Genomic DNA, 13,442 nt, shown 5'->3' with positions numbered 1-13,442 from the left:
CCCAATCTCGCGACCAATCAAGCCCTTAAGGTCATAAGAAGGAATGCTTCGCAGCCGCGAAGCACTTCGATTAAACACCACCACAAAAACAGGAGCCTCCGCGCTCATAAATCGGGAAGAATGATCATAAAATCGGGGATACGCTCATAACTCATGAAAAGTGATCATAACCCGCGAGAAGTGATCATAACCTCACGAATGCGCTCATAACCCAAAAATAGTGATCATAAACCGCGGAAATCCGCTCATAAACGCGTGCGGCGATCCCATTCCACCTGCCGCGGAGCTGAAAAAAACGCGCACATCACCCAATCTCGCGACCAATCAAGCCCTTAAGGTCATAAGAAGGAATGCTTCGCAGACGCGAAGCACTCGATTTAACACCACCACAAAAATTGGAGCCTCCGCGCCGGGGGCTCCTGTTTGCATTTCATTCAACCCGCAAGAAAGACGATACTTGCGATACACACTGCAAGGACAGCCACAAACACCCCATCCATTCGACTGTAGGAAGTCGGGTAGAAGTACGTTCGCGCGGCGCCCATCTGGTATTGTTTGGCCTCCATCGCAATGGCGATCCTTTGCGCACGGCGAATACTTTGGGCAAACAGAGGGACTGCGTATGCTTGAATCCGTTCGCCCCACCCTTTTATCCCTCGGGAGAACGTAATGCCGCGGACTTTCAGTGCATTGCTCCGCACTTGAATCTCCTCTACTACAACAGGAAGCAAACGAATCGATGCAATGAAACTGTACGCATACTTTGACGGCAGCCGGAATTGCTGCATCATCGCATAAAAGAACAGTACGGGCTGCACTGTGAGTAGAAATGTGAACCCGACAAACCCGAATGTTAACGACTTTGTACCGAGCAGCAATCCGTGCTGGATGCTTTCTTCAGAAATCTTGAAAAGCCCCCATTGCCAGATTACGGTATCCCCTTTACCGAACAGCATCATGGTGAATGCGGAAGAGGCAAAAGAGATAACCAGTGGAATCGACAGCAACGCTAACTTTCGGAACGGGTATCCGCTGAATCCGTAGAGCAGAATTCCGAATAGAACAGCTAGCCAAGTGACAAACGCCAAGTTTCTAGTAAATAGCGTAATGAACAGCAGCAAAACGAATAGCGCGAATTTTAACGCAGGATTCACTCGAAACAACCATGTTTCCCGATCAGGCGTAAACCAAGCGGGCATTCGCAACACCTCCTTGACGCGTGCATGACACGAGCTCGCCATCTGAAACTGTCCAATGATCTGTCGCGAAATGCGATGCAATTTCTAAATCATGCGTCACCATCACAATCGTCATCCCATTCCTTCGTAACGACTCCAACTTTTCCAGCATCCCGAACGTATTACGTGCATCTTGCCCGAATGTCGGTTCATCCAACAACAATATGCCGGTTGAAGAAGTTAGCGCAGTTGCAACGCTCAATCGTCTCTTTTGCCCGACGGATAACTGATACGGATGGCGGTCACCTGAGACGGGCAGGTTGAACAGCTCAATCATTTCCTCTGCATGGCGATTCGCTTCCGCCGAAGATGATTTTTGCAACGAAATCGTTAACTCATCCATAATCGAATTCGTGACAAATTGAAGCTCAGGGTTTTGAAAGACGAGCGATAGCCCTGCAGGAAGGGTTTTCCTGCGCTTCTTTTGTACAATGGGCTCGCCATTCACACGCAGCGCGCCTGACGTTTTTAATAACTGCATAAGCGATAACAGCAGCGAGCTCTTCCCGGAACCGTTCTCTCCTAGAATCGCCACCCAAGCACCTTGGCTGATCGATGCACTTGGCACGTGAATAACGGATTTCTGCCCGCGATACCCGTTAAATTCTTCGGCATGAAGAACTTCAAACGTACGTGTAGATGAACGATTTTCATTCAACTTCTTATACGCTTTTGACTCCAAATAGTCTTCCCATACTCCCGGATACCAAATCCCATATTGAATGAGTTCTTCCTTATAAACTTTGAAAATCGAATCGGGTGGACCATCTGCCAAAATCATTCCATCATCCGTAAACAGAACGACACGGTCAATCCACTCAGCAATCTGTTCAATTTTGTGTTCCACAATGACAACAGTCTGCTCAGCTGTTGCCGCTTGAATGGAGGTCCAAATTTGTTCTGTTCCTTCAGGATCGAGAAGGGCAGATGGTTCATCCAGAAATAGTACTTCAGGGTCCATCAGCAATACGGATGCTAAGGCTAACCGTTGTTTCATGCCTTGCGAAAGTTCGAGAATGGGCGTGTGAATGTCTGTCAGATGAAGCCCTACCCGCTGCAACACGTCAATAATCAACTCTGGCATATTTTCGCGAGGGACGTTCAAGTTTTCGAGTACAAACGCAAGTTCCTCATCTACATAAGGCATGCAGAATTGTGTATCTGGATCTTGGAAGACAAATCCCCATGAATCCGGAAGTTCAAGTTTTTCTGCTTTCATTGGCAGCTCAAAGGAATTCGGGACGATGCCGCTGGCAACTTGCAGCAGCGTTGACTTGCCGCAACCGCTAGGACCGAGCAGCAGCACTTTTTCACCTTTACGGACTGAGAAAGAGAGGTCCTTGAATAACAAGGATTCCTCTCCAGGAAACTTCAATCGCAACTTCCTTATAGTGAACGCAGCCTCTCGTTGTGGGGTGATGAAAGTTTCCATTCAAATCACCTGTCCAGCAGCGAATATTCTTCTTTCGCCACGGGTCGTATGGATTGCGTCACACCTGTTGCTTCGAGTGCACGAACGATCAGAACTGCGAATACCCCTGTAAAGATGAACGCACTGATTACACGCAACCCATACTTTACAACGAGCGCCCAAGTTTCCAAGTCCGCATATCCGTAAAACATGTCCAATCCGAAACTTGCAGCACATGAGAATACTCCCGCAACCCCCGCAATTACCATCGAAAACTTTCTATAACGGAATGCGGCAAACAGCAATTCTGCGGCAAGGCCTTGAGCAAACCCATAAATCAGAACTTCCAAGCCATGTCCGATAAATGCAGAAAGACCTGCACCTGCAATACTGGCAATCAATGCGACACCCGGCTTACGGATAAGCAAGAATGCAAATACACCATTCATGAACCACATTCCATAAAGCAACTGTCTCGCAACCGGAATCATCGGTTTGACGACGGTATAAAGATCATCCCAGAACTTCATGAGAATCCCGAATACGACCCCTACCATTATCGTAATGAGTAAATCGGTGAATGTTAACTTTTTCAATGAACTCCAACTCCTTTTTTGCTTCTGTTCTCACAAAAAAAGACCGTCTGAAAGCGCAGACGGTCGAGGAGTGGGTTCCCGGGTACCCAAATGATCCTCAGATCACGGCTCTCTACGCTGGCATTATCCAGATCAGATGCGGTCAGCAGCGGATTCGTCTGCTATCTCAGCCTGATTCACTCAAGCACCCGTACGGTCAGTTATGTAAGTGACTCGAGTATACACCAGTAGAAATTTTCTGGCAACCTCTCTAACACCTTTTAGTTTCAGAGATTAATTGGTCGCCACAGCTGTTTCTAACCGTTTACCGAACTTGTCGCGCCAATCGTCAGCAAGAGCCTCAATCGCTAACACACGCTGTATCCCTTCCACATCTTTAGGATTGTGGAAATACGTTGTATTGGCTTCAAGTACTGTGACTCCAAGGGGATCTCTTGTGTGTAAAGCGATTCTGTCATCTGACCGAACTAACCCTTCCTTTAGAACGCGGCATAAGTAGCCGGTAAATCCGGTCTGAATCATATGTTTCATAACTGGTAAACCAAGCCGCTGATCAATAGTGCTGCAAGGGATTCTTCCTTGTGTCACTTGAATGACAGCATCTCCTAGTGTGAAGACATCACCAATACATACTTCAGATTCTGTCATTCCGGAAACTGTAATATTTTCACCGAATGCAGCAGACGGAAGCACACATTCAAATTCGTTATTCCATAGAGCATAGTGTTCATGCGGATAAATACAAACTGCACGATCCGGACCGCCATGGTGTTTTTTATCCGCTACATCATCCCCGCTGAAACCATCAACAGACAATAACACTTCTTCGATTGTTTCCTTACAAATACCCGTAATCAATTCTCTTCCTTTAGCAGTATCAATCTTTTGAGGGATACCTGTTGCGAGAGTTCTCATCTGTATAGCTGCCGTCATCCGAATTCCTACTTTCACAAAAGTTTCCTTTAAGTATAGCAAACAATAGGAATAGTTTGAGCATTGGAATGAAAGTTTTTTCTCTTCATTATGTTTTATGCACATAACGGCAGGGTAGAAACTTAACAACTTAGTAAAGGGATGTGAAAATATGAAAGCAGTGACGTTTCAAGGAAAAAAGTCGATGGTGACAAAAGAAGTGAAAGCACCGAGTATTCAAGAAAATAGCGATGTGATTATCAGAATCACGACGAGTGGAATATGCGGATCAGACTTACATCTTTACCATGGTGGAATTGTACCGGAACAAGATTATGTTGTTGGTCACGAACCTATGGGGATTGTCGAAGAGGTCGGTTCGGACGTGAAAACATTAAAGAAAGGCGACCGTGTCGTAATTCCGTTTAATATCGGATGTGGAGAATGTTTTTTCTGCCAGCACCAGATGGAGAGTCAATGTGACAACTCGAATCCTCACGGAGAAGTTGGCGGTCTTTTCGGTTTTGCGGAGCCGAATGGAAATTATCCGGGAGGTCAGGCGGAGTACTTGCGTGTCCCATATGCAGACTTTACGTCTTTTAAGGTTCCGGAGAATAGCGAACTGAAAGACGAACAGATCGCACTGCTTTCAGATGTCATCCCTACAGCGTACTGGAGTGTCATCCACAGTGGATTGAAAAAGGGAGATACGGCAATTATTATGGGCTCAGGTCCAATTGGATTGATGGCTCAAAAATTTGCATGGATGAAAGGTGCAAAACGAGTGATTGCAGTAGATCATGTGAATTACCGTTTGCAGCATGCCAAAAAGACAAACAAGGTAGAAACCTATAACTTTAAAGAACATGATGAAATCGGTAAGCTGCTGCATGAAGAAACGAAGGGCGGCGCAGACGTTGTCATTGATTGTGTAGGAATGGATGGAACTGTTCAGCCGGGTGAAACATTCGGTTCGAATGGTGATAACCAATTTGGAACCATCAGCCCGATAGTAACGGCTTCAGAAGTTGTTCGTAAGTTCGGCACAGTCCAACTTACAGGTGTCTATGCAACAGACGCCAACAATTTCCCGCTAGGTGATTTCTTCACTAGAAACGTTTCTCTTAAAATGGGGCAAGCTCCTGTTATCCATTTGATGCCTGAGCTTTATAAAAAAATCGAAGAGAACGAATTCGATCCAACCGATATTATTACACACAAAGTGAAGCTTGAAGATGCCGCTGATGCGTATTCCATTTTCGATAAAAAAGAAGACGGCTGTATCAAAGTTTTATTCCAACCATAATTTAGAAAAGTGCGATGTTTGCTCATCGCACTTTTTTTGTTCGACCAAATGAGCCGCACCCCCTATAATGAGACAGAAGATAGAGTACGTATAGGAAATGGGGATCAGTTGTGAAGAAGGCAGTTATATTCGATTTTGATGGGACGATCATCGATACAGAGTCAGCATGGTTTGATATATATCAGGAAATTTTGAAAGAGCAGCATGGATTCAATTTAACATTGGGGGAGTTCGTGAAAGTTGTAGGGTCAACAGATGGGGACCTATTCGACTTCATCGATCAATCGCTGGATGTGCCAATGGATCGAACTGCTTTTCATGACCAAGTCAATGCGAGATTTGAAACCATTCGGGAACAATTAGCGTTGCGTGAAGGGTTTTTGGAAACAGCGAAGGAGTTGAAAGAACGCGGTATGCTCCTGGCAGTTGCGAGCAGTTCGAATCGTAATTGGATTGAAGGGTTTCTTAAGCAATACGGCTTGATAGAGTACTTCCCCATTATTGTGTCTGCTGAAGATGTTGAAGAAGTAAAACCGAATCCAGCCATTTACAACGTAGCATTGAAACGATTAGGTGTGACGGCAGATGAAGCAATTGCAGTGGAAGACTCCTATAACGGATCAATTGCGGCAATTAGCGCAGGTGTGCATTGCTTAATTATCCCGAACGATGTCACACGTTCGTTGTCGTTCCATGAAAAAGGGCAGCTCATTGAGTCGTTTGCTGATTTTGACTACGAGCTGCTGAAGTGATTTAACACAAATCCATACAAAATAAGTAAGCGTTCTGTCCGAAATGGATGGAACGCTTTTAGATTTTTGAATTTAGGGAAAGAGACTTGTAAACAGAAAAGTCTTTCGAACTTTGAAACTATATGACGGAACATTCGTATTAGAAAGAAGGGAGTGATTGACGTGAAAAAAACATTGATAGGTACTGTGATGTTGGTATTGTTGATGGTTTTTCCGATTCCAGCATTTGCAGATGACTTTACAATCAAGGATTTTAAGATTGATGCACAACTTGAAACAGATGGGAATGTACAAGTGAAGGAACTGTTAACGTACGAATTTGATGGCTCATTTAATGGAATTACCCGAGATATTTTTCCGAAAGAAGGCAGTAAAATAAGTGACCTTCATGCAGAAGAGAATGGGAAGTCACTGAAAATCGAGGGGGAGAATGGGAGTTACAAAATTCATAGGAAAGCGAAAGATGAGACTGTCGCTATTGAATTATCCTACACGATTGTTGGAGGTGTAGAAAAATACGCTGACATGGCGCAATTTTACTGGCCATTTTTTGACGATCGCAACGAAACAGACTTTGGAAATACGGTCATTACCATTCGCCCCCCTGAAGCAACAAACGATGTAATTGCAATGGGGTATGATGCAGCACGAGGGTCTGAAATGACTGATGATGCAGGAACTGTAGTCTACAAGCTGGGGGAGGTATCAGCCGGGACGAATGCTGATGTTCGTATAGGTGTGGATGAAGCACTGTTTCCAGGTGCCGTACAAACAAATGACCAGCAAATACGGCCCGAATTGGAAAAAGAGCAAGCATCCCTTGCCGCTGCTCAAGCTCGTTATGACAACATGCATAAGTTGTCTGGAAAGGCGGCGCCGTTCATAGTTGGCGGGGCTGTACTGCTGTTGCTTCTAATAGGTGTTTATGTCATGCGAACAGAAAACAAGCGCCGAGAGAAAGCAGCGATGGATTATCCAGAAGCCTATTTTGTTCCAGAGGCAAGTATGAGTTTGCCTGCAACACTTAGATACACTGTACCTCATGTAGAAAGCACACAAATTCAAACAACAGCATTATTGGACTTACTGCGAAAAGGATACATTGAAAGAGAAGGTGAAGATGCATTTCGCGTAGTCAGCCGTGATACGGAGTACGAGCACGAACGATTGCTCATTGAATGGCTCTTCGACGGTTTTGGCGACGGTGAAACGTTTTCTTACAATGATTTAGACGTATTAGAAGGAGACAAATTATCAGTTCAGCAGGAAGTCACTAAATACAATACGTTGCAAAGTGCATGGGAGAAGTCTATTAGAGAAGAATTAGGACAGAATGATTTGAAAGGCGGAGCGAAGGGGGTTCGTATCCTAGCTATAATCGCAGGATTTTTACTGATTGCCCCAATGATTGTATTCGGAATTTATAATCAGCCGATGTGGTTAGTGTTTTTAATCTTCCCAAGTTTGATTTTAGTGCTATTTGGATTCTTGTACGCTCCGAAAACAGTCAAGGGGCTAGGAATCCAGAATCAGTGGGATGTTTTTAGAAAACGATTGCCTGACGTGACTGAATCAGATTTGAATGATCAGCTCGATGATGAGCAGAAGCGTGCAGTAATTTATGGAATTGGTACTAAGACGTTAGATGAAAAGAAGATGGTTTCATCAGATCCGTCCGTTTACGAACGCGGATACGTTCCGCCGGTTATGTACTACTTCCCAATCGGTACGCTTGCCTATACGCAATTGAATCGAGCGGATAGTGCAGTTGCCGCTTCCAGCACAGCTTCGTCATCCGTTTCTGGCGGCGGAGGAGGAGTCGGAGGCGGGGGCGGCGGTGCCGGAGCCTTTTAAAATGCGATGACAAAAGTTGGTCACAACCAATGCTTGCCTTAATACAATTAGCTAGGTAACCTGCCGGAACCGTGATAAGATGAGGAAATATATTATTTTAGTTCGATACTGGCTGTAGGAGCGTATTTTAATGAAAAAACCGTCACTAACTTTATGGTTGCTGCTAACCAATTTGCTCATTGCCTTTTTAGGCATAGGTCTTGTAATTCCCGTCATGCCAACGTTAATGAACGAATTGCATCTATCGGGGAAAGTAGTTGGCTACTTAGTCGCTTTCTTTGCGGTTGCCCAGCTTTTGGCCTCTCCATTATCAGGGAAATGGGTCGATTCCATTGGCCGTAAAAAAATGATTGTCATTGGACTGCTTATGTTCAGTGCCTCAGAACTGCTATTTGCTGTCGGTCAAACGCTATCAGTCCTGTTTGCATCCCGTATTGTCGGCGGGGTCAGTGCGGCTTTCATCATGCCGGCAGTGACAGCATTCATCGCGGATATCACCACCAATGAAACTCGGGCGAAGGCACTTGGCTATATGTCCGCAGCAATTTCCACCGGTTTTATCCTGGGGCCGGGAGTTGGCGGATTTCTCGCGACTCTTGGTACTCGTGTTCCGTTTTTCTTCGCAGCAGGCCTGGCGCTATTTGCAGCCATCTTCTCGCTGATCATGTTACGCGAACCTGAGCGGAATTATGAAGAAACGATGAGTACGAAAAAGCCTGGATTCAAAAGGATTTTTGCACCCATCTACTTCATCGTTTTCCTTCTGATTTTTGTCTTGTCATTCGGACTGGCATCGTTCGAATCCATTTTCAGTTTGTTCGTCGATCACAAATTTGGATTCACGCCTGCAGATATTGCTATCGTTATTACAGGTAGCGGGATTGTCGGAGCGGTCGCACAAGTTGTCCTATTCGACCGGCTTGCAAAACGGATGGGAGAAAAGAAGCTGATTTACCTGTGTTTGGTGTTATCCGCAATTTTAGTTGCAATGATGACAGCAGTAAATTCTTACTTTGCGGTTTTAGCAGTTACCATAGTCGTGTTTGTCGGATTTGACTTGATCCGTCCAGCGGCGACTTCTTACTTATCTAAAATTGCAGGGAACGAGCAAGGTTTTGTCGGAGGGATGAACTCCATGTTTACGAGCATTGGGAATATGATTGGCCCAATCGTGGGCGGCATGTTGTTTGATATTGACCTCGACTACCCGTTTTACTTCGCAACGATTGTACTTATCGGAGGAGCTATACTGGCATTCGTCTGGATGCGCAGACCTGACGTAACAAAAGACCCTATACACCAGCCGTTGTAATTGGCTGATGTACAGGGTCTTTTTCTATAAGAAGAACACAATCAATTGGGAAGCGATGGCAACTAGTATTAGCGCAAATGGATACGCAGCTGCATAGGCAATCGCGGGATCTTCTGAGTCGATTAGCTGATTCAACGCTCCGAGTGCAGGAGTACTGGTCATGCCTCCTGAAAGCCCTCCGAGTGAGTGAACGACACTGAGTTTCAACAGTTTACGCGCAGCGAAATAGCCGGCGAAAATAGGGATTAACGTAATCAGCACTCCGCCAAATATGAGTTTCACGCCTTCCGTCTGAATCACTTCGACAATACCGGCACCTGCAGTCGTCCCGGCACCTGCTAGGAACAGGACGAGTCCAAGCTCGCGGATGACGTGATTGGAAGGACCATAATAGCGGACGTGGATTGGACCGAGCTTTCCAAAATGTCCGATGATCAATGCCACGAAAAGCGGTCCGCCCGCAGTTCCGAGCTTGATAGTGCCAAGCCCTGGTATCGGAATAGGAAGCAACCCCAGCAAAACTCCAAGCAACAGTGTCACACTGATGGAGAAAATGTCCAAATTTGTGATGGTGAGTTTCTTGCGGGAAAAAAGTTCTTCCACTTCGTCAAGCCGTTGTTCGGTACTGACAATCGTTAAGACGTCCCCTCGGATTAACGGCAGGTTCGGATTTTGTGTCAGTTCAATCCCTTCGCGTGTAATACGGGTGACAGTGGTTCCGTGATCTTTGCGTAATCGAAGTTCCTTCAGTGTTTTCCCAATCACTTCATCAGAATCGACCGTCACTTTGCGAAGGTGGACATTGTCCGGGTTCTCTAAGTCCGTGTCAACAGGCTTACCGACGTATGCGGTCAAACCTTCAAGCTTCGTTTCATTGCCGACAACTACCAAATTGTCGCCATGCAGCAAAACCGTATCACCAAGTGCAATCATTGTATGTCCATCTCGGATAACCCGGCTGACAACAGCGTCATAAGGAGCAAAATTCAACTCGCTTAAACTGCTCTTATGAAGCATCGGATTCGTCACTTCAAGTGTCGTTAGAACAGGTGAACCTGCTGTACGGATTGGATTCGCGGTTTCTTCCAAGTCCTTTTGCAAGTCGATTTTCCCGATACGCGGCAGCAATTGGACGAACAGCACAACGGCCAGCACACCGAATGGATAGGCAATTCCATAACCGACTGATGCGAGCGGGTCATGCGTTGCTTGCAAGGCAGCGGCTAAACCTGGCGTACTTGTTAAGGCTCCTGTCATGAGACCGACACTGAGTGCTGGGTCGAGGTCCAGCCCTTTCGCAACTAGAATCGTCGTTGCGACCGCAAAAATGATAATGAGCAGCGACAAAATCCCGAAAATCAGGCCGCTGGAACGCAGCATGCGGAAGAACTTCGGACCCGCCTGCAATCCGATCCCGACAATGAAAAGACTTAATCCGAAGTTTTGGATCACTGGCGAAATCGCATAGCCGAAATGTCCAAATACCATCGCAACGAGCAAAACTCCTGCCGCCCCTAAGTTCAGTCCTTTAATGGATAAAGAGCCAAACCAAGAGCCCAGAAATAAGATAACGAATAATAAAATCAGCGGTTCGTCGAGCAGCGAGCGCAGTACTTCCATCCAATCACCTCTAAGAAACAATCTACCCCAAGTATACTGCAATCAATCGGCGGAGTGCAGTCTCAAGGTTAGTCGATCTGCAAAAAAGGGAATAATTGAGGTATGCGATGAACGTAAAACAGCTGTAAAAGATAGGAGTGTTCACGTGAGTATTTTATTAATCATCTTTGTCGCATTAGGAGCAGCGGGACTGCTTCTGCAAGGCGTCATGTACACGAAACAATTCAAAAGGAATTTAGGTCTTCGTACGGCAAATACTGTGCTTGGACTAGTCATTGGGTACATAGCGTTCACCTCGTTAGGAGAAAATGAAACTGCGGGGAAAGTGATTTCACTTATACTTGGAATGAGTGCGGTCGCGGGTTTAGCGGTGAGTTTTGTAAAACGGGACGCACTGGCTGGAAAGTTACTCTTAACGGTTTCTGTATTAGGAGGACTTGGCTTTTTGTTTGCAGGAGTATGAATTTAAAAGGAGCCAGACTGCTTATTTCATTGAGCAGTCTTATTTTTGTTGACTCTGACGTTACGTGAGCCTTTACACTGAATGCAGAAGAGGGGGATGTGTATGAAAGTGAAAGAAGTAGCAGCGTTATCGGGTATAAGTGTACGGACATTGCATCACTATGATGAACTTGGACTGTTGAAACCAGCAGAGACATCGGAAGCGGGATATCGGATGTATTCAGATGAAAACCTCGCAGAACTGCAGCAGATTCTGTTTTATAGAGCTCTTGGTTTTTCATTGAAACAAATTAAGGAAGTGCTGGCGAATCCATCATTCAATCGTATGGAAGCATTGAAGAGCCAGCGGCAGATGCTTCATCAGAAGCGAGCGCAACTCGATGATATGATTGAAACCATTGAACGAACTATAAAAGAAGGAAAGGGGAAAGGGACGATGACACACGAAGAAAGGTTCAAAGGCTTTGATTTCAGCGAAAATCCTTATGAGCAAGAGGCCCGTGATCGATGGGGGGACGAAGCAGTAGATGAAACGAACAAAAAGGTGGAAGAACACCAGGAAAAGATGAATGAAATCTACCGGAGACTTGCGAAAGTGCGTCATCTCGCGCCGGATTCTAAGGAAGCTCAGAAAGCAATCGCTGAGTGGTATATGTTTTTAAATACGATTGGTACGTACTCGTTAAATGCATTTGAAGGTCTTGGAGAATTGTATGTTGCAGATGAGCGTTTCACAACAAACATTGATCAGTTTGGGAGAGGGCTTGCAACTTTCATGTGCGATGCCATGAAAGTGTACGCGCGAATATCGAACTAACGATGAACAGGCACCGATGCAGGGTGCCTGTTTTAGTTTGACCAAACAAACTAGTTGCCTTATGATAAATCAAAATAGTTTGACGACATATGAAAGGTTGGTAGTCTATGATCGTTCCTGCAAAATTAGAGACAGGCGATGAAATTCGTATTATCGCGCCGAGTCGAAGTGGTGCAATATTGTCTGAAGATGGAGTGAAGAATGCAACAAAACGAATTGAAGCACTTGGATTCCACGTTACATTCGGTACGCATGCGTTTGAGTCAGACCTTCATCACTCTGCGTCAATCGAACATCGAATCGAGGATATTCACGAAGCGTTCAGAGATCCTTCTGTCAAAGGGATTCTGACAGTAATCGGCGGCTTCAACAGCAATGAATTGCTGCCGTATCTGGATTATGAATTAATCGGAAATAATCCAAAAGTATTTTGCGGATATAGTGACATTACCGCAATTGCGACAGCAATTACATTTAAAACGGGAATGGTCACGTATTCGGAACCTCACTTTTCCAGCTTTTCGATGGATATCGGGCGGGAGTGGCAGACAGAGTATTTTCAAAAGTGTCTGATGCAGAAGGAAGGTTTTACACTCAAGGCTTCTGCTGAATGGAGTGATGATCCTTGGTATTTGGATCAGGAAAACAGAACGTTTGAAAGGACGGAGTGGAAAGTCTACAACGAAGGAACCTCTCAAGGGCAAGTCTTCGGGGCGAACTTGTGTACATTGAACTTGCTTCAAGGAACAGAATACATGCCTGACTTGCAAGGTTCGATTCTATTCGTAGAAGACGATGATATGACAATCCCTGAGACGTTTGCACGTGATCTTGCATCACTGCTGCAAGCGTCAAGTGAAATTCATGGACTCGTGATTGGCCGTTTTCAGCGCGGCTCCAAAATTACGGATGAGCAACTTCACTATATACTCGATAAGCATCCAATTCTTCAAAACATCCCTGTATTGCATGACGTTGACTTTGGCCATACCCAGCCGATGTTCACATTTCCGATTGGTGGAGTAGCAGAACTGAATGGTAACGATAAATCGATTTACTTAAAGGTTTTTTGACAAAGCAAAAATAGAATTCTTCAGTACTGCCTCACAGCTCAGCTGATTACGAATAGTATATGGCTTAAGTGAACTTAACTGAGCAAGTT

At 45.3% G+C, this 13,442-nt stretch carries 12 protein-coding genes and 1 riboswitch; of the genes, 7 read left to right on the top strand and 5 right to left on the bottom strand.

Translation table 11 applies throughout. From position 1 onward, the window contains the following. Nucleotides 1-434: 434 nt before the first annotated feature. The 4 genes from PGH26_RS13140 to PGH26_RS13125 form a co-directional block, all read right to left on the bottom strand. Entirely contained in the window at nucleotides 435-1,199 is a 765-nt protein-coding gene (locus tag PGH26_RS13140; protein ID WP_323691499.1) for an energy-coupling factor transporter transmembrane component T family protein, read from the bottom strand. Continuing rightward, nucleotides 1,177-2,589 carry an ABC transporter ATP-binding protein gene (locus PGH26_RS13135; RefSeq protein ID WP_323691498.1) on the bottom strand — a complete coding sequence of 471 codons (1,413 nt, stop codon included), beginning with the start codon at nucleotides 2,587-2,589 and terminating at the stop codon, nucleotides 1,177-1,179. Before PGH26_RS13135 ends, PGH26_RS13140 begins: the two co-directional genes overlap by 23 nt. A gap of 86 nt (nucleotides 2,590-2,675) precedes the next feature. After that, the gene (locus PGH26_RS13130) at nucleotides 2,676-3,245 is read right to left on the bottom strand and encodes an ECF transporter S component (protein WP_323691497.1); all 570 of its coding nucleotides are present in this window, start codon (nucleotides 3,243-3,245) and stop codon (nucleotides 2,676-2,678) included. 92 nt (nucleotides 3,246-3,337) lie between these two features. Then, nucleotides 3,338-3,447: riboswitch (TPP riboswitch) on the bottom strand. Nucleotides 3,448-3,518: 71 nt separating this feature from the next. Further along, nucleotides 3,519-4,178, bottom strand: coding sequence for an MOSC domain-containing protein (locus tag PGH26_RS13125; protein ID WP_323691496.1), 660 nt, complete (start codon nucleotides 4,176-4,178; stop codon nucleotides 3,519-3,521). Nucleotides 4,179-4,329: 151 nt separating this feature from the next. Between PGH26_RS13125 and PGH26_RS13120 the strand changes: the two genes are divergently transcribed. The 4 genes from PGH26_RS13120 to PGH26_RS13105 all read left to right on the top strand — a co-directional run bounded on the left by PGH26_RS13120 (nucleotide 4,330) and on the right by PGH26_RS13105 (nucleotide 9,381). Then, nucleotides 4,330-5,463: an alcohol dehydrogenase catalytic domain-containing protein gene (locus PGH26_RS13120; protein WP_323691495.1), complete on the top strand. Its 1,134-nt coding sequence runs from the start codon at nucleotides 4,330-4,332 to the stop codon at nucleotides 5,461-5,463. Nucleotides 5,464-5,573: 110 nt separating this feature from the next. Further along, the gene (locus tag PGH26_RS13115) at nucleotides 5,574-6,215 is read left to right on the top strand and encodes an HAD family hydrolase (RefSeq protein ID WP_323691494.1); all 642 of its coding nucleotides are present in this window, start codon (nucleotides 5,574-5,576) and stop codon (nucleotides 6,213-6,215) included. Between the two features lie 162 nt (nucleotides 6,216-6,377). Further along, complete coding sequence (locus PGH26_RS13110) at nucleotides 6,378-8,069, top strand: DUF2207 domain-containing protein (RefSeq protein WP_323691493.1); 1,692 nt, start codon at nucleotides 6,378-6,380, stop codon at nucleotides 8,067-8,069. Nucleotides 8,070-8,199: 130 nt separating this feature from the next. After that, on the top strand, nucleotides 8,200-9,381 hold the full coding sequence (locus tag PGH26_RS13105; RefSeq protein WP_323691492.1) for an MFS transporter: 1,182 nt from the start codon (nucleotides 8,200-8,202) through the stop codon (nucleotides 9,379-9,381). A 24-nt stretch (nucleotides 9,382-9,405) separates the two neighbouring features. Here PGH26_RS13105 and PGH26_RS13100 read toward each other — a convergent pair whose 3' ends face one another. After that, complete coding sequence (locus tag PGH26_RS13100) at nucleotides 9,406-11,001, bottom strand: aspartate:alanine exchanger family transporter (protein ID WP_323691491.1); 1,596 nt, start codon at nucleotides 10,999-11,001, stop codon at nucleotides 9,406-9,408. 145 nt (nucleotides 11,002-11,146) lie between these two features. Here PGH26_RS13100 and PGH26_RS13095 point away from each other — a divergent pair, with 145 nt between their 5' ends. The 3 genes from PGH26_RS13095 (at nucleotide 11,147) to PGH26_RS13085 (ending at nucleotide 13,353) form a co-directional block, all read left to right on the top strand. After that, nucleotides 11,147-11,464 carry a hypothetical protein gene (locus tag PGH26_RS13095; protein WP_323691490.1) on the top strand — a complete coding sequence of 106 codons (318 nt, stop codon included), beginning with the start codon at nucleotides 11,147-11,149 and terminating at the stop codon, nucleotides 11,462-11,464. A gap of 96 nt (nucleotides 11,465-11,560) precedes the next feature. Next, nucleotides 11,561-12,280: a MerR family transcriptional regulator gene (locus tag PGH26_RS13090; protein ID WP_323691489.1), complete on the top strand. Its 720-nt coding sequence runs from the start codon at nucleotides 11,561-11,563 to the stop codon at nucleotides 12,278-12,280. A 107-nt stretch (nucleotides 12,281-12,387) separates the two neighbouring features. After that, nucleotides 12,388-13,353, top strand: a complete 966-nt coding sequence (locus PGH26_RS13085) for a S66 family peptidase (RefSeq protein WP_323691488.1) — start codon at nucleotides 12,388-12,390, stop codon at nucleotides 13,351-13,353. Nucleotides 13,354-13,442: the final 89 nt, after the last annotated feature.

Origin of the sequence: Sporosarcina jeotgali (genome assembly GCF_033304595.1) — a bacterium.
GTDB classification, from domain to species: Bacteria; Bacillota; Bacilli; order Bacillales_A; family Planococcaceae; genus Sporosarcina; species Sporosarcina jeotgali.
Note: the sequence above shows the minus strand (reverse complement) of the source record. Positions and strands in the feature narration are given on the sequence as shown.

What these genes read in the sequence shown, in the direction of transcription:
- PGH26_RS13125 (WP_323691496.1), bottom strand. Translation starts at nt 4,178, where the DNA reads ATGACGGCAGCTATACAGATGAGAACTCTCGCAACAGGTATCCCTCAA.
- PGH26_RS13100 (WP_323691491.1), bottom strand. Translation starts at nt 11,001, where the DNA reads ATGGAAGTACTGCGCTCGCTGCTCGACGAACCGCTGATTTTATTATTC.
- PGH26_RS13120 (WP_323691495.1), top strand. Translation starts at nt 4,330, where the DNA reads ATGAAAGCAGTGACGTTTCAAGGAAAAAAGTCGATGGTGACAAAAGAA.
- PGH26_RS13105 (WP_323691492.1), top strand. Translation starts at nt 8,200, where the DNA reads ATGAAAAAACCGTCACTAACTTTATGGTTGCTGCTAACCAATTTGCTC.
- PGH26_RS13085 (WP_323691488.1), top strand. Translation starts at nt 12,388, where the DNA reads ATGATCGTTCCTGCAAAATTAGAGACAGGCGATGAAATTCGTATTATC.
- PGH26_RS13090 (WP_323691489.1), top strand. Translation starts at nt 11,561, where the DNA reads ATGTGTATGAAAGTGAAAGAAGTAGCAGCGTTATCGGGTATAAGTGTA.
- PGH26_RS13140 (WP_323691499.1), bottom strand. Translation starts at nt 1,199, where the DNA reads ATGCCCGCTTGGTTTACGCCTGATCGGGAAACATGGTTGTTTCGAGTG.